Consider the following 24,907-nt stretch of genomic DNA (forward strand, 5'->3'; position numbering starts at 1 on the left):
GATATAAAAACAGTAAATTCAATGTAGTGGATGTCCTAACAGTTTTAGTATTAAATGATTCAACAGTAACCAATCAGCCAGAGATGTCTCAAAAACTCTGTCAAAATTTAATTCCTAACAACCTAAAAATTGTGAATACAACAGGAGTTCATAAATTTTTCCTAACTTATCTTTTTAGATGTCGAAGATAAAATATAGCTTATAGTAAAAAACAATAGTAATCATCATATTAAAATGAAATTATCAGTTCTAATATATAAAATTGATACAGCTTAAAATTCTAATAAATTTAAGCAAATCTGTACCATAGATCTTAAAAACGCTAAACCTTTGTTAATTGTTAATAAGGTGTTTGTGGCATAGGTGTAGCGTGTATATAACGTGTCAAACCCGTATAAACTTCGGGTCTACTTTGGGTCGATCTTGTACCCAACTCATATTATATACATAATGAATTAAACTACAAGTTAAGTGAAGTATATCACTTATAATTTTTTTTAAAAATAAGCATGATAAAATGCAAAGACTAAGGTGTTAATTTCTTAAGAGTTTAAAGCAAATTAAATACGTTTAACAAAATCTAAAAAGATGCTTTTATGACGTTCTAAATCCATATCAGGAGACAATGCTACACGAGCAATATAATCTTTATCACCTTCTTTAGTGGTTCCTTGAGTTGATGTTGCAGGTATGGTCCAGTAGCAGCCCTTTAATTGTCCGTAGCTTACACAGTACTTGCTTTCATTAGGAATTTCTGTAATCATTAAATTGATCAGTTTATGATTTAATGCTCTTTTATAAGATTCTTTTTCTTCAGCAGTATGTCCTTTTGTAGGAAGGTCTAACGAAAATACAGAAGGCATAAATCCTTCATTCGCTAATGCTTCGGAAACAAAATTGATTTTTGCTGTTGGTAAAACATCGTGGATAAAATTCACAAATTCACGTGTATTCTTATAAGCATCATAAATTCTCTGATTCATCGAAGGCAATTGTTTTGCCAGAATATTATACTGAAAATCTGTAGCTTCATTATCACAAAGCATCAGATGTTTTTCTATCTTGTCCATCAAACCCTCTGCTTTTTTGTTTCCTACGCAATAACCAGCAGTACATTGTCCACCACTTGGAAATTTCGATCCACTAGCATAGGAGATGGTTCTAACTGTTGAGAGAATATCTTCTTCACCTAAAAAGTGTACATTAGGACAGAAGGTTTGATCTAAAATAAAAACAGGATCTATAGCAATATCATTAGATGATGTTTTACGTTCAAGACTTAAAACATGTTTTAATTTGACAAGATCAGGAACTTCAACTCTGGGATTTGTTGGGATTTCAGCAATGATAAAAGGAACTGCATCTTCTGCAGCAATTTCAGCTAAAACAATTTCAATACTTTTAACCATATCATTGTCACCATCAACTGGTAAGTCTACTATGTTAACATGATTCAAGCAGGCAGCAACACGTCTTGCTTGATCATTTGTCCCTCCATAGCAATTTGGAGGAACAACAAATTTAATAGCTTTGCCTTTATAGTTTTTTTGAGCATAATCAATGAGTCCCATCATGATGGCATATTGAACCGATAGTCCACTAGAACCAACTAACGCCTTTGTGTGCGCATTTGTAATTGAGGCAATTGAGTCTAATACTAACTTTTTATCTGTATCTACAGTACTGTTTTTAGCTTTAAAAGACGATTGCTCTACTAATGACTTTAAAACTGAAAAGCAATTGGCTGGTGTCATTGAGATTGTTTCTCTTCTTCTGACATGTTGAATTTCTGAAATGTATCTTTCATTGTCTTCACCATTTACTAATAGGATGCTTCCAAGGTGAGCATAAGTATGTACCAGGAAATCAATATTCGGATTAAGGTCTACAGCAGATATTTCATATTGCTGGGAAATAAAAATAGTACTACCATCAAACCTTGAAATATCTGAAGTTTTATCAATCTGCTTTAAATCAAATGTATAACCATATATTTTTCTTAAAGTTTCAGCATCAAAAGCATCTGGCAATTCACCAATATAATGAATCTGGGTTTTTCTGTTGTCTAACAAATTTTTTCTTAAAATAGCCAAGACAGGAATTGTTTGTGAAGAAAAGCTAATTACATTTTCTGGCTTTACATTATTTATATTGGAGATTGCCCATTCGAGTACACACGATAGTGGGTGACCTAATCTGATGTAATCATAAGCAGTTGGCAGCTCATTTAAAGCTGAAGACTCAGAATTATGATTATTAAATAAGATATTAAACTCATCTAAAAATTGAGTCTTAGCTAATGTTTCATTATAGATGTCAAGTCGATGGGTTGTTAAGTTGAGCCAATCGACTGGCATATTGTTTAGTACGTTACCAATGTAATTCAGCATTTTATTGTCCTTCATAATACTTCCTGTTAAATAGGTAGGCAAGATACATTAATTTGATTTTTTTTTTAAGGTTATAAGAGGTTTTATTGCCTTATCCTTACATATGATTACACATGAAAATTAATGCTATATGCATATAAGAATAACGAAGACGCATCAAAGGGAAAATCAATAAAATTTAGTAGAGCAATACTTATTATAGACTAACATGTTTGACCCTCAAGCAAGCTCATAACTAATAATTTAGATATAACTAACAATTAAAGTAAAAAACTTATTTACATCCATCTGTTATTTACCGTTTATCATTATTATCTGCCCAAGCTTTATAACGTTCATATTGTTCATCTTCAAGAAGGTGCTTCATCACATCATTTTCAAATTCAATACGTTTATCTGTTGACATTTTATCATAAGGATTATTATCATCAGAAGTCCACCAATCCTGAAGTTCCTTTTCGTATCGTTCTTGCTGATTTTTAGTCATATCAAATCTAGAATACAGGCGCTCTTGTCTTTCAGGATTATCAAGATTCCAGTTTTCATTTATACTATCAGTTTTATGTTCAAATGTATAAACGTCTTCTCTAAAGTTGCCGTCATCCTCATAATTACGAGTATTGGTTAATTCTTCATTCATAGGGTTTTTAGTGCCAGATGTTGTCTGCTCAGAAGACTTATTCTTACAAGAGAAGGAAAATATTAATACAGTTAAAGCTAAAATTCTATACATAGTTTTCATAATTTCAATATTTATAGTTCACATCAATATAGCTTCTAAAAACTAACTTTATTAGCTCATTTCATATAAAAGTTAATCTTATTTAGGTGATTTTCCGTGTTAATATAAATTAGACTAAAACATCTGTAAAAAAAAACGGTTTAGAATGAACTAAACCGTTTATTGTCATACAATTAAAATGTTGTAGCGAGAAGGAGATTTGAACTCCTGACCTCTGGGTTATGAATTTCAAATAAATCAATTTTTAGCTTTTAAATAATTGATTTACAATGTTTTAAAAATTCATTATATGCTTAATTGTGTCTAAACTTTGTGCGGTTTATGTTCACTGGTTAATGAAATATTTTAATCAAATTTAAAGAAAAGAAATTAAAAATATAATATACTAAATTATTTTATAAAATTTATTTCTAAAGCTTAAAGTTCTTATTCAATCACAGATATATTTGTCAATCATATACTGTGTAATTGGTTTAAGTGTTTTTCCAGTTTCAGGATGTAATCCTAAAGCTGTAAAGTATTCTAATTCTTTACCTCTGTTCTTTCCATACCAGATGTTCACACTACCATCCTCATTAAAAAAAATAGTTGTATCACAAATAGGTGTTGTTTTTTTGAAATTCTTTATTCTTTCTTCTTTATATAATTTAAGTTGATTCAGCTTGTATTTTTCTGTGTCGAATCCAACTTCGATATAATGATCTTCTTGCCATATCATCCATCGAGCTTCTTTTTTTAAGATATGTTTAGTGGAAATACCACCAAAAGTTATAAGGGTTATTATTCCAATATATAACAGAACTTTATTTGTAGCAGACATAGTACTATACCAAAGAAAGAATTTTTTATTCTTTGGTTTGACAACGATTGTTGATTTTCCATTTTCTAAATCAGAAATGTATTCAACACGTTTAATTTTTTCATTTTCAATTTTCCCATTTCGATATTTTTTAAAAGGTCTTAGTTGAAAATCAATAATTACAGCTGTCAATTCAAGAGCATCAAAGGATTGGATCGATCCTGTATCCCCTTTTAAAAAATTATAAATTGGTCTAAAACCCTCTATGTCGTAGTTTTCAACTTGTCTTCGTAAGTCTTTGTTTTCTCCAACTTTAAAATAATTATTAAATACTAATAAATCATCAGCAGATAAGGTTTCGTCTATTAAGTTTATGCAGACAGTTCTTAGAGTTCCACGTGTTAAATTAAAAAGATTTGGCCTAAGCTCTCCAGAACTTTTATCACTAAGATATTTTTCTCTTATAGCATTCTCATAAGTTTTGATGGTTTTCATAAGCGGTTATTTCGGATTTTAAAGGAATAGCTAGGAATGTTCGGAATGTTCGGAATGTTCGGTTTTTCAGAATGCATTAACCTCTATATCAATATATTTTTGTTTCAGGATCAATTTAAGCTATGCCCAGCTAACATAGCTAAAGTACAAAATTGTTTCGTACGGAAAACCGTAAAGTAATATACTGATTGTTGAACATGGGAAGCAATTTTTAGTAATTACTGTACGCTTTTCCTCTTCCCAAAATAACAGAAGTATAATCTGAAAGGATGCCTTTAAAATGAATCTGAGAATTCTCGTACGGCCATCTTTTTGCAAAATTTTAAGAATCATGAGGAAACTAGCGTATTTATTTGCCTTACTTTTTATTGGTGTAAACTACACATCTTGTACACCTGAACACATAGCTGAAGAAATAGAATCTCAAGCTTGCTGTGGAGAAAGTGGAGAAATTCCACCACCTCCGCCACCACCACCTGGAGGAGGTGATCTCAATGGAGGATAATTAATATATCAAAATTTGTTAGTAGATTAGAGGAATGAAATCAACCAATACTTCATTCCTCTTTTTTTATTGTATTTGTAGTCTATTCATTATTGTTATTAATACCGAAGTTTTAGCTCAAGAACTTGAAGACGATTTAGATTATTATTCCAAGTTAGCATTGAAACCACAAAATGCAGATGACTTTTTTACAACATATAATTATTTTGAAACTAATTATAAAAAAGCATTGGAAAACAATGATACTTTTTCTGCTGTAAATAGTTTGTATTATTTAGCAAGTTTGCAGTATAAAAGTGGTTCATATTATGAAAGTGAAACAACTATTGTAAAGGCTTTAAAACTTTTAAATGAAACTAAGAACATTAAATATATTAAAGGTTATAAAAAAAGCTTTGATAATCTTCTTGGGATGATTTATGTTGAGCAAAATAATAAAGAAAAGTCGCTTGAATTATATAATATGGTACTATCTTCATCTGAGTCTTCTAGTGATAGTGCATTAGTCTATAATAATATTGCTGTTGTATATAAAGATCACGATGAATTTGTAAATGCTCAAGATGCTTTATTAAAAGCGAAAGCAATTATATCTAGAGTAAAAGATTCACTTCAGAAAGCACTCATTTTAGACAACTTAGGTGTTGTTAAATCTAATATGAATACTAGTGATGGTTTATCTTTGATGTTGAGAGCTTTAGAAATTAGAGAATCCTTGAAAGATACTTCAACGATTTATACTAGTTATTCTCATTTAGCAGAATATTATTTTCGAATAGGAAATAATATAAAATCGAAAGAATATGCTTTAAAGGCCTATGAATTATCCAATAGCATTAATTCTGCAACTTATAAAAGAAATGCTCTTAGTTTATTAACAGATATGAGTGACGATAATTATGCCATTGCATATAAAAAACTAAATGATAGTTTATACAAAGCTCAGAAAGAAAGTACTAATAAGTTTGCGCTATTGAAATATGATTTATCAGAGTCTAAAAGAAAAGCTATTCAGAGCAACCTAAGAGAAGAGGAACAACGATACTTAAAGATCATATACTTATCTATTGGTATTATTATTTTATTAGTATCCGTTTTTTTATATTTTATAATTACTTCAAGACACAAAAAAGAAAAGCTTCAAGAAGTCTATAATACCGAATCTAGAATTTCAAAAAAGTTACACGATGAGGTAGCTAATGATGTCTTTCAATTAATGACTAAAGTAGAACATGAAGATCAGATTGAGACTCATGTGATTAATGAATTGCAAAGTCTATATTATAGAACCCGAGATATTTCAAAAGAACACGTCGCCTTAAATGATGCTTATCCTTTCAATGAACACTTGGCGGAGTTGATAGAAAATTTTCAAGATTCACAAGCGAACATTATTGTCAAAGGTATTTCTGAGATACATTGGGATGAGTTTCCTGAGATTCATAGAACGACAATTTATAAAGCAATTCAAGAATTGTTGATCAATATGAAAAAGCACAGTAAAGCTTCGATTGTTGCTCTAGTGTTTCATAAAGACAAGAAAAAACTACATATTACTTACAATGATAATGGTATAGGAAGCTCATTAAAATTAGGCAACGGACTTCAGAATACGGAAAACCGTATTCAAGCAATTAATGGAACCATTATTTTTGATACAAAACCAAATAAAGGCTTTAAAACTAAAATCACTATTTAATAATGTTCCAGAGAGTTTTAATTAATGACGATCATGATGCCATATTAAGCAGTATTGCTCAAATCTTATCTAAGCTTAAAGTAAGTTCTGTTGAGCGATCTCAGTACTGCGATGAGGCTTTTTTAAAAATTAAAAGAGCAGAATTAGACAATGAAGCATTTGATTTACTAATCACTGATTTGTCATTTAAAAGAGATCATCGTAATATAGACCTTGATTCAGGCGAAGAGTTAATAGAAAAGCTAAGGCTAGAGTTTCCTGATATGTCTATCATTGTGTATTCGATGAAAGATCAACTTCAAAAAGTACGTCAGCTTGTCAAAAACTTTAATGTTAATGCTTATGTCTGTAAAGATCGTAAAGGGTCTAGAGAATTAGAAGAAGCTATAATGGCAGTATCTAAAAAACAATGCTATTTATCACCACAAGTTTCAGGAGCTTTAAGTCCGAGAGTAGATTTAGAAATTGAAGACTATGACATTCATCTTTTGAAACTATTATCAAAAGGGTTGTCACAAGAAGAGATTAGTAGTAAATTGAAATCAAATGATGTGTCTCCAAATAGTTTAAGCACCATTGAAAAACGATTAAATAAATTACGCATACAATTTAAAGCGAATAATGCCATTCATTTAGTCTCTACAGCTAAAGATTTAGGATTGATATAAAAACTAGCATTAAGTAAAAACAACACAAAGAGTTTTTTACTGGTTTCAAAAAAAAGCAACAATACATTCATTTTTAGTACTTAAAAAATGAGTTTAGCTCAATTATACTTCAAAAATTAAATAAAGAAAACAATTTTAAAAAGATAAAACAAATCATAGAAGGTTATCAAATTAGCTTTTATTTGGCTACTGTTATCTAGTTTAGTTGGTCTTATTTTCCTAATAAAATTGAGTGAGATTTTTTATAATTTAATCAGCATTTGTTCAAAGCATACAACGCATTATTCGTAATTACTTTAAAGTAATTTCTAAGCTAAAATACATAAATAAATTTCATGTTTTTACATGAGTTATGGTTTCCCGTAAGCTATGACTTACAAAAAGATTTAGGTTTGTGATTTTAAGAATTACAACCAAAATTAATTGATAATGAATAAATTAGTTTTATTTTTTGTTTCTGTTTTTATTTTTCTACAACCTATAAAAATAAAAGCCCAAGGAATTGATAATACAGATATCGAAGGACAAGTTTACATCAATAACTTCGATGACTTAACAGGATTAATATTAAATGAAACCAATGGCACAGTAACAGTTTCTCCAATTATAGGGACGATAACACCAGAAGTCACAAATGCTTTAACGATAGATCATGTTGAAGGTGGTTCGGTAACTGCTGCTATCGATTTAGGGCAAGCTTATGATAAGCTATATGTTCAATGGTATTCGTCTATTATTAAAGATGCTGGTGCTACTAGTTATACACATCATTTAGAAGTTGGATCAGCTATTGAAGCAAATGAAGCAGCTCAAATACTATTTAATCATAATGCCTCAACTTTGAGGTGGAAACCATACGGAAATTCACAAGGAGGTTATCAAGATATGAGTAATTGGACAAATGCAGGCACATGGTATAAATATGGGATGATATTAGATAGAGTTAATCTAACTGTAGAGTTTTTTGTAAACGGAATTTCTTATGGTCAAATGACAGCTAAAAATCAAGATTTAAGATATATTACATTGGGAGGTGCTGGAGATAACGTTGTAGGTTATAAGGTTCAGTATTCAGCATTAAGTGTTAACACAAATCACTTTCAAGATATTGTAACTAATTCAAATGGGATAGGAACTTATGTTACTCAGTTTGTTGATTATAGTTCAATAGAGAATACTAATTATAATGGTGTAAATTTATCCGCTTTAGATAAAAGTAATTGGACAGGGAGACATTCTGAGCCTTTTGATCCTGATGGTGCTACTAATTATATAGATGGACCAACACCTTATACTTATAACCTGATTGATAATAATAATCTTTTTGGTAAAGGCGATAAAATATTATATAAAAAAGGGGTTACTCATAAGATAGAAAGGTTATCAAGGCCACATAAAACGGCTTTAAATGGAGCATATATTCCAACACTCTTTAATATAATAGATGCTTATGGTGAAGGAAGTATGCCAATTATAGATTCTAGTATGAAAGTTAATCCTTTAGATTGGGAAATTTATGATGCTTTAAATGGGATATATAGAATGTCATTAAGTAATGTGAATTATGCAACTGGTGCCTGGCAAGAAGGTTATAATAAAGCAATGCGAGAAACTTTTTTACTTGCCAATATGGAGAATCAAAGTGGTTGTTGGTTTGAAGATGGAACTTATTTTTACATTAGACTATGGGATGACACTAATCCTGCTTTACAAAACATAAGTATAGGTACAAATCAAATCCCTTCTTTTGGAGATTATACAGAAATTAGAAACCTACATTGGAGACATGCAAATATATTAGTCAATAATGAAATGCTAGTTGAGCATTGTGAATTTTCAAAATCATCAGGAGCAACTGTTACAAATGCAATCTTTAGAGACAATAAACTTTATGACAATTGGAGTGGTGTAGATTATGGTACAACAGAGGCTAGTAATCCTGGATTGGGATTAGGAGGTTCTGGGTTAGGAGGAGCAATAGGTTTAAAAGAGAGAGCTTTAGTTTATAGAAATACAATAGAAGATAGTTATTTAGCAGTCAGTATTTTTTCTGATGCACATGATGCTGTATTTGCTTTTAATGAAATTAAGAATACAATAGTTAATACTATTAGTATTTTAAATGGTCAAGGTGATTATGACGCAACTAGACCAATTTTAATTGCTAACAATACAGTTTTCGCTAGTCCTAGACATATAGATAATGACCCTTATCCGTTATCTAGAGACCAACCAGGTCATGCCTTTGTGCATCAAAATGGCGATGGAGGTAATTTTAAATTTGTTAATAATTTAATGTTATTACATTATAATCAAAATATTAGTACAACTTCAGTAATGAACATAATGAGTTTTACTAATTTATCATTAACCAATGCTAAAGGAATAATAGGGTATAATAGATATTATATAACGCCTATAAGTAATTCACCATCTGCAATATTTAATTTAGGAGCAGGAAATAATATAGCAACTTGGAGAACAGTGTTAGGGAATTCTGGCGATTTTACCGATTTAGATGGTGTTTCAAATCCAGATAGCACTTCAGAAGTTGTAAATACATTGCCTGTACTTGTGGCTGAATTTACAGATACAAGTGGTAAATGGTTAGAAACTGACGCAACGCCTGTGTTAACAGATGAAGGCTATTATATAGATTATGCTTCTCTAGGAATTACACATGACTTATTAGGAAATACATTAGGAAATAGCTTAAGCATAGGAGCTATATCCAATGTGACTTCTACAACTTATACCTACAGCGATTCTTGGTTACCAAGTGATCCAAATGGAATCTCCACTTCTAGTGATGATATTGTTATTGTTTCAGGAGATGCGACTATTAATACTTCTACAATTTGTAATAGCGTAAACGTAAGTGTAGGAGCAAGTCTTACAGTTGACACTGGAGTAGAGCTTACTGCTGTTAATGGGCTAACATTTGAATCTAACTCAACAAGTTATTCGAGTTTAATACGCAATGGGTCAATTATAGGTGTTTTAGAATATAAGCGCCATGTTAATATTAATGGTTCTGGAATAACAGGAGGTAACGATCTTATATCTGCACCATTAGTAGGTCAACCATTTAACGAATTTGCTAGTTCTAATTCTAATATTTTAAGAAATAATGACGATACATTATACTTATTCGGACCATTTGATAAAGGAACGGGGTCTTATGTAATGTACAGTAATACAGAAACTTCTATGCTTAATCCTGGTATAGGTTATAGATCAGCTTCTACTAATAACGATACATTTACATTTACAGGAGAGGCAAATTCAGAAACTGTAATTATAGATATTGAAAATTATGGAACTCATGAAGCAGAATGGAATCTTATTGGTAATCCATATCCTTCTTATTTAAATGTTCAAGCATTTTTGAATCATGATGTAGGTGGTGTTACTAATTTAGAATTATTCGACACAGGAACCGCTGCTATTTATGGATATGATGGAAGTGCTCTTGATGGTTGGACTATTTATAATTTGGCAAATACAAACGCATCAACAGTTGTAACGCCAGGGCAAGGGTTTTTTGTGAGTGCTCATCCAGATAAAACAGCACTTTACGATTTAGAATTTACTCCAGCCATGAGAACTACTGGATCAGAAGATGACTTTATAGAAGGTCGTAATGCAGAATTGATGTATTTAAAACTAAAAGCAAGTACTTCTAATAATTCATATACTACTGATTTTTACTTTAATAATAATTCAAGTTTGGGTTTCGATTTTGGATATGATGCTGAAATTTGGGGAGGAGTTGCACCTAATTTTGCTCTCTATTCGCATTTAGTAGAAGATAATAGCGATAATGCTATTGCTTTACAAGCTCTTAATGTATCAAATCTATCAGATATAACAATACCATTAGGTGTTACTGCAAACCAGGGTGAACAGTTAACCTTTAGTATTTCAGACTCAACTTTGCCAGCATCAGTTAATATATATCTTGAAGATACACTAACAAACACCATAACATTGTTAACTGAGCTGGATTACATAATTACTCCTTCAATAGCATTATCTGGTACAGGTCGTTTTTTTATAAGAATTTCAGAAGATGTTTTATCAACGATCCATAATAATCTAGAAAAATTAATTGTTTTCACTTTAACTACACCTAAAGAAATAGTGGTAAGTGGACAGTTAATAGAACCTACAGTTTTAAATCTTTATGATTTACAAGGTAGAAATGTAATGTCAATTCAACTTAATAATGCTGAGGTTGAAAACCGTATTGATGTTTCTGCGGTTAGTGATGGTGTTTATATTATAAATCTTAATAATACTTCATATCAAAAAACACAAAAAGTAGTTATTAACTAAAGTAATAGATATAAAAGCCTAGTTTAAACAGGGAGATGTATTTTATAATAGCAATCTTAGATTAAGGATTTTAGTATTAATACAGGTAAAACTAGATCAAACGTCCTAGGTTTTAATGTTGTAGTGAGAACAAAATTGGAACTTGTAACTTCTGGGTTATGAATTTTTGAAAAGTGTAATTTTAAAATCATAATAATCTTATTTGAAAAATTACCCAGTAGAAGGTGTTGAATGGATTATAAGTGTTTGATACATTGTAAACTGGTAATTAAACCAATCATATCATTTTTGAAAAGTTTGTACATACAGTATTGAGTGTATTTAACATGTGAATAGGTCAGTTTTATCTTCAAACAATAGAAAAAATGATTATTTGATCTTAATATTTTTCAGAAAAGAATCAAATAATGAATTTACCGATAATTAGATGCGTTCATCGAAAAAGGGCAATTCGTAGATTTAATTAGTATAAATTGACAAAAATTAAAATTCTTTAAATAATTAACCACCATTAAGTTATGAGGAATAATAAATACGTTTATTTAGGGATAACCTTTTTTATTATAATAACTTCTGCAATTGCTTTTAATAAAATTAAATTTGATGAATTTTTATTTGCTCCTCCAGTAGTAGATTTTACGTTTAACAATAATAATGTTTGCTCAGGTCAAAGTGTGTCTTTTACTTCTACAGTAACAGGTGATGGTCCTTTTGATTATGCATGGAATTTTGGAGATGGTTCAACGTCCACACAACAAAACCCTAATCATGCATTTCAGGCTTTTGGATGTGGTGGAACTCAAAATTTTAATGTAACGCTAACAGTAACTGATGACAACGGAGTTTCAAGTAATATTTCACATACTGTAACTGTCATAAGAAAGCCAAACATTAGCTTTGTAGATCTTAATGCAGGGTTTGGTGTACCATTTGAAAATTGTAATGCCGCAAGTATTGATTACAATGTATTAGTTGGTATTGATCCAAGTTCTGATAGTTGTGTGACTTCCTATTCTATAAATTGGGGAGATGGAAATTCTGAAAGTAATGTGTCCTTTCCATTAGCGCATACGTATACAAGTTTAGGTTCATTTAATATGGTTATTACTGCTGTAGGCGACAATGGCTGTCAATCACAAGTTAGATATACGGTAAAAAACTCGAGTAACCCAACAGGTGGAATAGTTACTCCTGGATCTACAGTAGATTTATGTGCGCCTATAAGTCCATTAGCATTTGCAGTTAGTAATTGGGGTTTAAATCCTCCAGATACTGTCTATGATGTCGATTTTGGAGATGGAACAAATTTTATATTAACACAAACTGAATTAGAATCATCTTCATATTATAATAGTTCAAATCCTGAAAGTTCATTGGATTATCCAATTCCACACGCTTACACTGAGTCTAATTGTCCGAATGCAAGTTATACTGTTCTTTTAGATATTATAACATCATGTGGAACTTCTAATTTAACGGCAGGTCCAATCACTATTCTTGAAAAACCAGAAGTGAGTTTTGATGTTGAAGAATCAACTTGTGTCAATGAGAACATACAAATAAATAATACATCTAGTAGTGGTTTTAATCCAGGTTGTACTACTAATGCTAATTGGTTTTGGGATATGGGTGACGGAACAACTTATACTGATTTTGAACCAGTTCATTCTTATTCTACTTCTGGAACTTATACAATATCGTTATATGCAGTAAACTATTGCGGACAAACAGATCCTGTAACTCAAGAGATATGTGTTGAGGAGCCTTTAACTCCTGAGTTTATAGTTAATAATCTTGAAGGCTGTGCGCCTTTTACTAGTACTTTTAGTAATACAACTAATATTGTAAACCAATGCGGCGTCCCAACTTTTGAATGGATTATTAATTATTCACCAAGTTTTTGTGGAACAACTAATGGGGCTAATTTTATTAATGGAACAAACACTAACTCTGATTCTCCTGAAATTGAATTTACAACCCCAGGAACTTATGAAATCATCCTTCAAGGAACAAATTCATGTGGAATTACAGCTAGTGTTCCACAAGAAATATTAGTAAAAGCACCTCCTCAAGTAGAAATTTCTGAAATAGTTGATTTTTGTGGGTCTTCAGCCTTGGTTTCTCCTACACCCACAGTAAATGGTTGTGGGCCTGATGTAGTAACTTATAATTGGAGTATTGATGTTGGAGTATCACCAACAGATTGGGAATTTATAAATGGTACAGATGCAACTTCTGAGTTTCCTGAAATTACTTTTTATACGTCTAATAGTTATGTTTTAAGCTTAGAGGTGTCTAGTAATTGTGGTACAAATATAGATACTGAAGCGTTTGTAATATCACCAGTTCCTACAATCACTAACACAGACACCAGTCAAACCATTTGCTCTGGTGCAGACACAGTTGCTGTAAATTTAATGTCTGACACAGCTAACACAACCTATACATGGACATCTAATAACCCTTCTGGTTTAACTGGGTATTTACCTTCAGGTACGACAGATGAAATACCAGTACAGACATTAATAAATACAACAAATGGGCCTATAACACTTACATATACAGTTGTACCACAAATTGGTAGTTGTGTTGGAGATGCTCTTAATTTTGATGTTTTAGTGGAGCCAGCTCCTATAATAACAGTACAACCTTTACCTGACGAAGTTTGCCTTAATGGTACAACTCCAGATTTAACAGTGTCTTATCAAGGTACAGGAACACCAATTTATCAATGGTATGAAAATACTATTGATAATACAACTACAGGTACTGCTATTGCGGGTGCTACATCTCAAACATTTTCTCCTCCTACAGATACAGTAGGAGATACGTATTACTATATTATCATTACATTTTCAACTGGTGGTTGTAATGAAATCATTTCAGATACAGCATTAATTGGAGTGAAAGAGGTATCTCAAATAGATACACAACCTACTAACACACAATCCATATGTGTTGATGGTCTCGCTGAAGAATTATCAATAACGACTTCTGGAGGAGCAGGTACTCCAACTTATCAATGGTACAGTAATTCAACAAATACTAATTCTGGTGGAACCCTCATTTCAGGAGCTACAAATGCAACATTTACACCTCCTGCTTTTACTACATCTGGAACTTATTATTTTTATGCAGAAATTAATTATGGCGTGAGCGGTTGTTCAAATCTAATAAGTGATGTCGTAGAAGTTATCGTTGTAGATGATCCAACAGTAACCAATCAACCAGAAACGTCTCAAAGTTTATGTCAAAATTCATTACCTATTGATTTAGAAGTTACTATTTCAGATGGTTTGGGTAACATATCCTATCAATGGTACGTAAATACAACCAATACCACTGTTGGAGGAACACTCATTGCAGGAGCTACTTCTAACATGTACACACCTCCAACAACAGTTGTTGGAACTTTGTTTTACTATTGCATCATCACTCAAGATGTTTCAGGTTGTGAAGTAACTAGTTCAATAGGAGCGGTTGAGGTTACAGCAGCAGCACAATTTACAAGTCAGCCCATATCAGATGAATTATGTCTAGGCGAAACTACTGCCGATTTATCGGTGTCTTACACTAACGGTTCTGGTGCGCCAACCTATCAATGGTATGAGAACACCATAAATAACAATACTTCAGGAACTGCTATTATAGGTGCCACAGCTTCTACATATAGTCCAAATGTCACTATGGTTGGAACAACCTATTACTATTGTATTATTACTTTAAATTCAGGAGGTTGTTCCGAAATTATTTCAGAAACTTCAGAAATCATAGTCAATGAAACTCCTAATATTAGTGATGCAGATTTTTTAATTTGTAGCGACAATACTTTTCAATACATACCAAATAATTCCAATGGAGACACTGTCCCTGCTAATACAACTTATACATGGTCAACACCAATAGTCAATCCTGCTGGTAGTATTACAGGAGCTACAGAGCAATCAACAAATACATCAAACATTTCTCAACTCTTAATTAATACAACTACAAACCCTGCAACTGTTACATATACCATAACACCAACTTCAGGTGATTGTGTAGGAGCCAATTTTCAAGTCGTTGTAACTGTTAATCCTTCAATATCAGTAACATCTATACCTACAAATAATAACTGTTTTCAATCTAATAATGCATCTGTCCAAATTACAATAGTTGGTGGTGTACCATTTACAAACGGGAACCCTTACAATGTCACATGGACTGGTCCAAATGGATTTACTAGTTCAGATGAAGATATCTTTAATCTTGAAGTAGGAACATATACATTAAATATAGAAGATGATGGTGGTTGCCCTTATTCTGAAACATTTATAGTTTCAGAACCTGAAGATTTAGTTTTTGGTACCATAGATTTTGACCCACAAACCATTTCCTGCTTTGGCGCTAACGATGGTGAAATTAATATTTCTGTTGAAGGAGGAACGTTACCATATACTTATAATTGGACTTTAAACGGACTGCCATTTTCCAACGATCAAGACATTTCAAGCTTAGCACCAGCAACTTATGAAGTATCAGTTACAGATGCTAATAATTGTGGTCCAATTACACAAAGCTTTTTAATTCAAGAACCTCCATTATTACAAGTCTCTTTAAATACACAAACTAATGTACTATGTTACGGGCAATCTACAGGCACTATAGAAATTAATGTAGCTGGAGGTAGACCAAATTATACATATTCCTGGATAGGTCCTAACGGATTTACAAGTGCCAATCAAAATATTAATAACCTAATGGCAGGTACATATACTGTAACAGTAACCGATAACTCTGGATGTACAGATACACTTGATCTCACAATAATTCAAAACAATGAAATTACTATCGACGTAACCGCTACAGAAATCGAATGCTATGGAGATAATGACGCATCTATTACAATCAACAATATTTCTGGAGGAGTTTCACCTTACACTATTGCTTGGAGTAATTTCGGAACAGGTAACAGCCAAAACAATTTATCTGGTGGAACTTATACAATTACAATTACAGATGCCGAAAATTGCTCTAGAGCATTCCCAATTGTTATTGAAGAACCACCAATATTCTTAATTGATCCTGTAGTAACTCAAATGTCTTGTTCTGGGGAAAATGATGCCAGTATCACCCTTAATTTTCAAGGAGGAATAGATCCTGTTACTGTTGTTTGGGATGATGATGCTTCAGCAGGAGTAGAACGTAATAATTTAGCTCCAGGCACCTATTCCGTTACTATAACAGACGGAACCCCTTGCGTCATTCAAGATAGTTTTACCATATTTAATATATTACCACTAACCGTATCCGCTAATGTTACAAATGCCCTCGATTGTGAGGATACAAATAGTGGTGCTATTAATTTATTGATTCAAGGTGGCACGCCTCCTTTTGATGTGGTTTGGTCTAACGGAACTATAACCGAAGATTTAGTTAATGTTCCACCTAACAATTATACTGTTGTCGTTACTGATGCCAATGGTTGTGATATCGAAGGAAGTTGGAATGTCAGTAGGTTTGAACCTTTAGTGCTCCAAGTCGATACACAATCTGAAGTAGATTGTGAGGCGCACACAGTAAATCAAACCTTTGTAGCTGTGGCAAGTGGTGGAGTTCCTCCTTTTGTGTATAACTGGTCAAGCGGAACAGTTAGTGGTTTAAATAATGAATTGATGACCACTGATGTAAACGGTCTAGTCATACTTGAAGTTACAGACAGTTTAGGCTGTTCTATTAGCTATGATTTTAATGTAGAAACACCTGTGCTTGGAGATCCCGACTTTGAAGCATCGTCGTTCGGTTCTACTAATTATGGCATTTTTGCGATTCAAGATCCTATTCAATTTACAAATACAGCAACAGGGGATTATGTGAGTGTGTTATGGGATTTTGGTGATGGTAGTTTTACAGGAGAGGAAAACCCAGTACACACCTATCTACAAGTAGGAAGCTATGTCGTTACGCAAACAGTAACCTATCCTTTTGGCTGTGTATATACAAAAGTAGTCACACTTATTGTCGAGAAAGGATACAAACTTATTATGCCTAATGCCTTTACGCCAAATGAAGATAATCTTAACGATTTTTTTGGTCCTGAGTATATTGGATTAAACAGATTAGAACTTAATATATACGATACATGGGGAAGCCTTATTTATTCCGAATCTGGTGACGATTTACGAGGTTGGGATGGTAAAGTAAATGACGAAGAAGCTGAAAATGGTAATTATTATTACACCTTTTCTGCTAGTACATTCTATGAAGATGTAATTAAACAACAAGGAGCTTTTGTATTTATTAAATAATCGAATCAGAATGAATTTTAAAACAATCCTCATTATAGCATGCTTTGTAAGCATATATACTGCAAAAGCTCAAGATCCTATTTTTACGCAATCTAATTATGTCCAGGAAACTTTAAACCCAGGGTTTTCTGGTTTTGAGGATAACGAAAGAATTTATGCAGGTGTCTTAAGTCGATTACAATGGCCAAGTTTAGACCTAAACTTAACTACACAATACGCATTCGTAAACAAATCTTTTGATTATGGTCCAAGTTTAGGCTTTGGTGTGGGAGTTAATGCAACATGGCAACATGAATCCTTTAATAATTACAATTACATTCAAATAAATGCAAATTATGCTCATCGGGTTAACTTAAACGGAGGATGGTTTTTTAGACCTGGTATAGAAGTAGGTGTTGGAAGTAAAAGTAACAGATTTGGTAACCTTACATTAGCAGACCAAATTAATATTAATACAGGTGTTGTTAACCCAGTTTCTGTAGATCCTTTAAGTAATAACACAGGCAATCGGTATTTTATAGATTTCTCAACCGGAATTGTATTTGAAAAAACCGAATTTAATGGCATTACATATTGGTTTGGAGCCTCAGTTAAACATCTTAATAGACCCAATATTTCATTTGTTGAAGGTGAAAAAGTACCACTAAATATATTTTACTCAATACATGGTAATTTTAGGTTTCCTTTTTTAAACGATTATAGTATTATGATGACTGCTAATTACATGCAACAAGGTCAGTATAATAGATTAGACATAGGAACACTATTTCAAGTAAACCAATTTCTTGTTGGTCTCACTGCCGCTACAAACCCAGCACGTAATGACAATAATAGCCACTTATTAACATCTGTAAATGCATTTCTAGGTTTAGAATATACCCAATTTAGATTCGGTATGTCATATGATATGAACACTTCCAAAATTGGAAACACAAGAGGAGTTTATGAGTTCTCCCTAACTTACCTTTCTAGATGTCGCAGATGCAATACCGATAGAAGTAGAAAACGATAGTCCATAAACTATAAATAAAACCCAACTAAAAAAAATGTTGCAAATCTTATTTCATACAAAACAGTCAACAGACTAATCAAACAATTAAAATCACATTAAAATAAAAGTAAATCAATCAAAAATCTGTTTCAACAATATACATAACCATTAACAATTTAAAAATTAACAGCCTTTAAAGTTATAGTAATCTCAATCAAACCTTTCAATTAATCCTTTTTAGTGTTAACTCTCTGCTTAATAAGTCTTTATAAAAAAGGTATAGCGTGTATATAGCGTATCATATCCATATCTAATTCGGGTATATCCCGTATCAATTCAATATTAAAAGCGTATCACAATGCAACAATATAAAAGCCCTAATAGCATGACATCATAGCAATCAAAGCAAAATCAAGCATAAAAAAAGTCTTGCATTTTCATACAAGACTTTCACTGTTGTAGTGTAGCGAGAAGGAGATTTGAACTCCTGACCTCTGGGTTATGAATCCAACGCTCTAACCAACTGAGCTACCTCGCCATAATTTCGGCTGCAAATATAAAAACAAAATCTATGGCAACAAACATTAAATGATTAAAATATTTTTTTACGGTTTCGTTTTATACTCAACAATTAATTGTATATATTGAGCCTCATAATAAAAATACAAATGGAAGATAAAATTAAGTTCGAAATGGAGTTTCCAATACATGCTTCTCCTCAGCTTTTATACCAATATATATCTACACCTTCAGGATTATCTGAATGGTTTTCTGATAATGTAAACTCAAGAGGAGAACTGTTCACTTTTATTTGGGATGGCTCTGAAGAAACAGCAAAGTTAGTGAGTAAAAAAAGTGGCGAACGGATTAAATTTAGATGGCTTTCAGACGAAGAAGAAGATAATAATTATTTCTTTGAGATTAGAATTCAGGTAGATGAAATCACTAAAGACGTCTCTGTAATAGTGACTGATTTTACAGAAGAAGATGAGTTAGAGGAAGCCAAAATGCTCTGGGATAATCAAATTTCTGGTTTAAAACAAGTTTTAGGTTCAGCTTAAGCCTTGTAACTTATATAAGTTTTATATTTGTCTCGATGTTTAATCGAGACTTTTTTTATGACAAATCTCAATGGTAAATTAATAGAAGATTCAAGTTTTATTACTAGTGAAAATAGAGGTTACAAATATGGTGATGCTGTATTTGAAACTATAAAAGCGGTTCATGGTAAATTATTATTCTGGGAAGATCATTACTTTAGACTTATGGCTTCAATGCGCATCATGCGTATGGAAATCCCAATGAACTTCACGATGGAATTCTTAGAAACAGAAGTATTAAAAACCCTTGAAGCCAATTCGCTTTTGAACTCTTCAGCAAGAGTTAGATTAAATGTCGATAGAGGAGACGGAGGGAAGTACCTTCCAACGAAAAAAGGCATCAGTTATAATATTTCTGCTGAAACCTTAGCGTCAGATTTTTATTCGGTTTCTAAACAAGAGACCTATACTGTAGACTTGTATAAGGATTTTTTTGTCGCTCCAGGATTATTATCAACCCTTAAAACAAATAATAAGGCAATACATGTTTTGGGGAGTATCTATGCTGAAGAAAATGGCTGGAATAATTGTTTGCTTTTAAACACGAATAAAAATGTTGTAGAAGCCTTAAATGGCAACCTTTTCTTAGTTTCCGGTGAAACGATAAAAACACCTCCTTTAGAAGATGGTTGCTTAAAAGGAATCATGAGAAAACAACTTATTGAAGTAATCGTGAATTCAGGAGACTATGTTATTGAGGAAGGATCAATCACACCTTTTGAACTTCAAAAAGCAGATGAATTATTTATTAGTAACGTGATTACAGGAATACAACCTGTATTAAAATATCGTAAAAAAGAATTTGCAACGACAATTTCTGAAGATATCATCAGACGTTTAAATATAAAATTAAGAGTCTCTTAATTATAACTCGGATTTTCTGGAGCATTAGACCATAATTGATAGTTGCCACCTAGTTCTAGCATTTTTTCTTTCCAGAACGAATCACAAGATTTTTCCATAATTTCTTTTTTGTAGATATTCTCGGTTACAATCCATGAGTTCGATAGTAATTCTGTTTCAAGCTGTTGTGAATCCCAACCTGAATACCCAAGAAAAAAGCGAATGTCAGAATTAGAAAGTTTTTTTTCCTCAAGTAACTTTAAAACAACATCAAAGTCTCCTCCCCAAAAAATACCTAGTGAGATTTCAATGCTATCAGGTATTAAATCGGGAACTTGATGAATAAAATATAAATTGTCTTGTTCAACAGGTCCACCGTTAAATACTTTAAAATCTGCTTGAATTTCAGGGATTAAGTCCTGAAGTTTATATTCCAGTGGTTTATTTAAAATAAAACCAATTGAACCTTGGCTGTTGTAGTCAGCAAGAAGAATAACAGATCTATTAAAAGATAAATCGCCAATTATTGATGGTTCAGCAATTAATAAATCACCTTTTTTGGGCTTTATGGTAATCATAGTGTATGCTTTATATACTAAATCTAAAACATATTTCTCTAAAAAACAAATACTTGAATTCAAATTTAGTGATAATGAAGTAAGATATTTAATAGAAAAAGCCCTCTTTTTTTCAAAAGAGGGCTTTTTAATCTATTTTAAGGAGTGCTTAGTTTACAGCGCTGCTTAAATCAGAACCAGCTTTAAACTTTACTACGTTTTTAGCTTTGATTTGTATCGTCTTACCAGTTTGAGGGTTTCTTCCTTCTCTTGCAGATCTTCTAGAAACTGACCATGAACCGAATCCTACTAAAGAAACTCTTTTTCCTTTTTGTAAAGCTCCTTCGATGTCAATTAATAATGAATCTAATGCTTTTTTAGCAGCTGCTTTTGTGATTCCAGCGTTTTCTGCCATTCCATTGATTAAATCTGTTTTGTTCATAAAAATTAAATTTTAAATTATTAATAAATAGTTGGGTTAAACATTTTGTTAAATCCTCCTACAAATTTATATGTAAAATCCACCTACGCAAGTAATAGCAAGGGAAATACAGTTATTTGTTGATAACTTAGGTGATTTGTTAATAAAGGATGTGCATTTTATCGGATTTTTTATAATATCAATGGCAATAAGGGTTTAGAGCAGTTTTGCGTTTTCTTCAAAATGATATCCATTTAATAAAGATTTTACATCCATTTTTCGTTTACCAGGTAATTGTATTTCCTTAATATTTATAAACCCATCAGTTACAGCAACTTTTAGTTCATTTTTGTCACTAATAAGAGCTCCGATATCTAAATCATGCTTTTCGACTGTTTTGTCGACTTTAAAAATCTTTACAGGTAAAGTTTCATTTCCATTTTTAAGATTGCACCAAGCACCAGGAAACGGATTTAACCCTCTAATTTTATTATAAACAGCATCAATAGGTAAGTTCCAGTCAATTTTACAGTTGTCTTTATGTAACTTATAGGCTGTTTTTAAATCTTCAGTTTTAGGCTGAATTGTCGTTTTAACAGCTCCTTTTTCAATCAATTCTACCGTTTTTAATACCAATTCGCTACCAATCGTCATTAATTTGTCATGAAGAGTTCCTACAGTTTCATTTGTTTCAATAGGAATTTCAGCTTGAAGAATCATGGCGCCAGTGTCAATCTTTTCATCAATAAAAAAAGTTGTTACACCAGTCTTGGTTTCTCCATTTATAATAACCCAGTGTATAGGTGCTGCTCCTCTATAGTCAGGTAATAGTGATGCATGAAGGTTAAATGTTCCGTATTTAGGCATGCTCCAAACTACTTCTGGCAACATTCTAAACGCTACAATAATTTGTAGGTTAGCGTTTAGAGCTCTTAATTCTTCAAGAAAAGACGTTGCTTTTAAATTGGTAGGCTGTATGATAGGAAGTCCTTCAGATTGTGCATATGTTTTAACTGCAGATTCATTGAGTTTTCTACCTCGTCCTGCTGGTTTATCTGGAGCTGTAATAACACCTACTATGTTATACTTAGCTTCAACTAACGTTTTTAAAGTGGCAACAGCAAAATCTGGAGTGCCCATAAATACAATTCTTAATCTTTCGTTGCTCATTGTTGTTTTATTTTATAGGTATTTGAAGATGTCATTTCAATAATTTGATGTTCTAATAATAGTTTTAAAACTTCAAATAGTTCGGTATCTTTATATGGTAACGCTTCTGTAAGTTGTCTTGAATTATAACTTTGATTTGTTAATGCTGTAAGAATGTCATTCTGAATGGTTTTAAAATCAGCTGATTTTGGATCTTCTGAATGTGCTAGGCATACAGAACATTTTCCACAAACTTCAACAGCGTCCTCTCCAAAATAGTTTAATAATTGCAATTGTTTACAAACCGAATCATTTTCGATGTACTTTAATACAGCATTCACCTGAAGCTTTTTCAGTTCTTGTTGGTGTTCTACAGTAGATACAATCCGATTGATGGTTTTATCATCTTCTCTGGGTTGTAAGAATACAATTTCAGAATCAGTATTAGAATAATTAAATTCGACAATACCATCTTTATCTAATTGCTGTAAAATGGCAATAATTTGTTTTTCGGTCATAGCTATTTTACCTGCAATAAGTGTTAAATTGATAGCTAGAGCATGTTCAAAAATACCACCATAAGTTCTTAGAATAGACTTAACAGCTAATTCCACATGTTTGTGTCGCTCTAAATAAGAAAATAACGAAGAACTGCTAATAATAAATTGTAATGTTGTTTTATAATTAAACTGTTGTGAGAGCTTAATGATACTGTTTCTATCTAAAATTTGAAGTGCATTAAAAGTTTGTGTAGTGTTAAAATCGTAAGTTTTACAAAAGGTATTAAAGTTAAATTGATGTGCTGAAAATTCACCTTCACCATAAGAAATCTGAAAATAGTTACAAAGTTTTCTGTAGATCTGTTTAATGAAATCTATAGAAGGTAAAGTGTTTATAAATTGATTTTTAAGTCGTTGTTCGTCAGATTTGTTAGTTAATAAAATAGCGTAAGCATTTTCATTATTTCTGCCAGCACGTCCAGCTTCTTGATAATAACTCTCAAGACTTTCGGGCAAGTTGATATGAAACACTGTTTTTACATCAGGTTTATCAATTCCCATTCCAAAAGCCGTAGTAGCAACCATAATTTCTTTTTGGTTATTCATCCATTGATCTAGTCGTTCTTGCTTATCTTTTGTTGGAATGCCTCCATGAAAAAATGTCGAACTAAATCCGATTTTTTCTAACTGCTCATGAATTTCAATTGATAGTTTTCTGCTTCTTACGTAAATTATAGAAGCGCCTTTATGCAGTTTTAAAAAGCGTTCTAAATCGTAAAATTTATCTTCGCTATACACAACATTATAAGAAATATTAGGTCTGCTAAAAGATGCTTTAAATATCTTAGGCGCAATAAAATCTAATTCAGCTATGGTTTCTTCAATTACTTTAGGTTTAGCAGTAGCTGTTAATGCAATGATGTTAACACTCGGTTGTAATTCTCTTAAAATGGTAATGTTTTTATAAGCAGGTCTGAAATCATTTCCCCATTGACTTATACAATGCGCTTCATCAACAGCAATGAGATTGACATTCATTTGCTGAATGCGATGTTGCACGAGATCTTGTTGCAAGCGTTCTGGAGAAAGGTATAAAAATTTATAATTACCATAAATACAGTTGTCTAATAAGGTGTCGAGTTCGTTATAACTAATTCCGCTGGTTATAGCCATAGCTTTGATACCTTTCTCCTTGAGATTTTTGACTTGGTCTTTCATTAAAGCAACAAGAGGAGATACTACAATACAAATACCTTCTTTGATTAAAGCTGGAATTTGAAAACAAATTGATTTTCCACCTCCAGTTGGCAGTAACACAAATGTGTCTTCATTATTTAAAACAGCATTGATAATATCTTCTTGAAGCGGTCTGAAAGAAGTGTGATTCCAATAGCGCTCCAGTATGTTTATAGGATGTGACATC

15 protein-coding genes and 1 tRNA gene are annotated in these 24,907 nt (G+C 32.0%); 8 read left to right on the forward strand and 8 right to left on the reverse strand.

Translation table 11 applies throughout. The features are described from left to right. Nucleotides 1–560: 560 nt before the first annotated feature. The 3 genes from ACRHNM_RS07795 to ACRHNM_RS07805 all read right to left on the reverse strand — a co-directional run bounded on the left by ACRHNM_RS07795 (nt 561) and on the right by ACRHNM_RS07805 (nt 4,426). Nucleotides 561–2,405 carry a cystathionine beta-synthase gene (locus ACRHNM_RS07795; protein ID WP_431135331.1) on the reverse strand — a complete coding sequence of 615 codons (1,845 nt, stop codon included), beginning with the start codon at nt 2,403–2,405 and terminating at the stop codon, nt 561–563. 280 nt (nt 2,406–2,685) lie between these two features. After that, a complete protein-coding gene (locus ACRHNM_RS07800) occupies nt 2,686–3,132 on the reverse strand; it encodes a hypothetical protein (protein ID WP_431135333.1) in 447 nt (148 codons plus the stop codon). A 430-nt stretch (nt 3,133–3,562) separates the two neighbouring features. Next, complete coding sequence (locus tag ACRHNM_RS07805; protein ID WP_431135335.1) at nt 3,563–4,426, reverse strand: hypothetical protein; 864 nt, start codon at nt 4,424–4,426, stop codon at nt 3,563–3,565. Nucleotides 4,427–4,757: 331 nt separating this feature from the next. On the opposite strand from ACRHNM_RS07805, the gene ACRHNM_RS07810 reads away from it, so the two are divergent. The 6 genes from ACRHNM_RS07810 to ACRHNM_RS07835 all read left to right on the forward strand — a co-directional run bounded on the left by ACRHNM_RS07810 (nt 4,758) and on the right by ACRHNM_RS07835 (nt 18,935). After that, entirely contained in the window at nt 4,758–4,931 is a 174-nt protein-coding gene (locus ACRHNM_RS07810; RefSeq protein ID WP_431135337.1) for a hypothetical protein, read from the forward strand. Between the two features lie 34 nt (nt 4,932–4,965). Beyond that, a complete protein-coding gene (locus ACRHNM_RS07815) occupies nt 4,966–6,630 on the forward strand; it encodes a tetratricopeptide repeat-containing sensor histidine kinase (RefSeq protein ID WP_431135338.1) in 1,665 nt (554 codons plus the stop codon). A gap of 2 nt (nt 6,631–6,632) precedes the next feature. After that, entirely contained in the window at nt 6,633–7,298 is a 666-nt protein-coding gene (locus ACRHNM_RS07820) for a response regulator (protein ID WP_431135340.1), read from the forward strand. Nucleotides 7,299–7,727: 429 nt separating this feature from the next. Then, entirely contained in the window at nt 7,728–11,636 is a 3,909-nt protein-coding gene (locus ACRHNM_RS07825; protein WP_431135342.1) for a T9SS type A sorting domain-containing protein, read from the forward strand. 518 nt (nt 11,637–12,154) lie between these two features. Next, nucleotides 12,155–17,923: a PKD domain-containing protein gene (locus tag ACRHNM_RS07830; protein ID WP_431135344.1), complete on the forward strand. Its 5,769-nt coding sequence runs from the start codon at nt 12,155–12,157 to the stop codon at nt 17,921–17,923. 10 nt (nt 17,924–17,933) lie between these two features. Continuing rightward, entirely contained in the window at nt 17,934–18,935 is a 1,002-nt protein-coding gene (locus ACRHNM_RS07835; RefSeq protein WP_431135346.1) for a PorP/SprF family type IX secretion system membrane protein, read from the forward strand. A gap of 443 nt (nt 18,936–19,378) precedes the next feature. Here ACRHNM_RS07835 and ACRHNM_RS07840 read toward each other — a convergent pair. Next, nucleotides 19,379–19,452, reverse strand: a tRNA-Met gene (locus ACRHNM_RS07840). Nucleotides 19,453–19,582: 130 nt separating this feature from the next. Here ACRHNM_RS07840 and ACRHNM_RS07845 point away from each other — a divergent pair. Both ACRHNM_RS07845 and ACRHNM_RS07850 read left to right on the forward strand, forming a co-directional pair. Beyond that, nucleotides 19,583–19,975, forward strand: coding sequence for an START-like domain-containing protein (locus ACRHNM_RS07845; protein ID WP_431135348.1), 393 nt, complete (start codon nt 19,583–19,585; stop codon nt 19,973–19,975). A 57-nt stretch (nt 19,976–20,032) separates the two neighbouring features. Further along, nucleotides 20,033–20,878 carry an aminotransferase class IV gene (locus ACRHNM_RS07850; protein WP_431135350.1) on the forward strand — a complete coding sequence of 282 codons (846 nt, stop codon included), beginning with the start codon at nt 20,033–20,035 and terminating at the stop codon, nt 20,876–20,878. Here ACRHNM_RS07850 and ACRHNM_RS07855 read toward each other — a convergent pair. The 4 genes from ACRHNM_RS07855 to ACRHNM_RS07870 form a co-directional block, all read right to left on the reverse strand. Beyond that, nucleotides 20,875–21,435, reverse strand: a complete 561-nt coding sequence (locus tag ACRHNM_RS07855) for a YqgE/AlgH family protein (RefSeq protein WP_431135352.1) — start codon at nt 21,433–21,435, stop codon at nt 20,875–20,877. The genes ACRHNM_RS07850 and ACRHNM_RS07855 overlap by 4 nt on opposite strands. A gap of 148 nt (nt 21,436–21,583) precedes the next feature. Next, nucleotides 21,584–21,856 (reverse strand): HU family DNA-binding protein, encoded by a 273-nt coding sequence (locus ACRHNM_RS07860; protein ID WP_431135354.1) that lies wholly within the window; start codon nt 21,854–21,856, stop codon nt 21,584–21,586. A gap of 195 nt (nt 21,857–22,051) precedes the next feature. Beyond that, complete coding sequence (gene fmt, locus ACRHNM_RS07865) at nt 22,052–23,005, reverse strand: methionyl-tRNA formyltransferase (RefSeq protein WP_431135356.1); 954 nt, start codon at nt 23,003–23,005, stop codon at nt 22,052–22,054. Then, on the reverse strand, nt 23,002–24,906 hold the full coding sequence (locus ACRHNM_RS07870) for a RecQ family ATP-dependent DNA helicase (RefSeq protein ID WP_431135358.1): 1,905 nt from the start codon (nt 24,904–24,906) through the stop codon (nt 23,002–23,004). Before ACRHNM_RS07870 ends, fmt begins: the two co-directional genes overlap by 4 nt. Nucleotide 24,907 lies beyond the last annotated feature (1 nt).

The organism is Psychroserpens mesophilus (genome assembly GCF_050617655.1).
Classification (GTDB): Bacteria; Bacteroidota; Bacteroidia; order Flavobacteriales; family Flavobacteriaceae; genus Psychroserpens; species Psychroserpens mesophilus_A.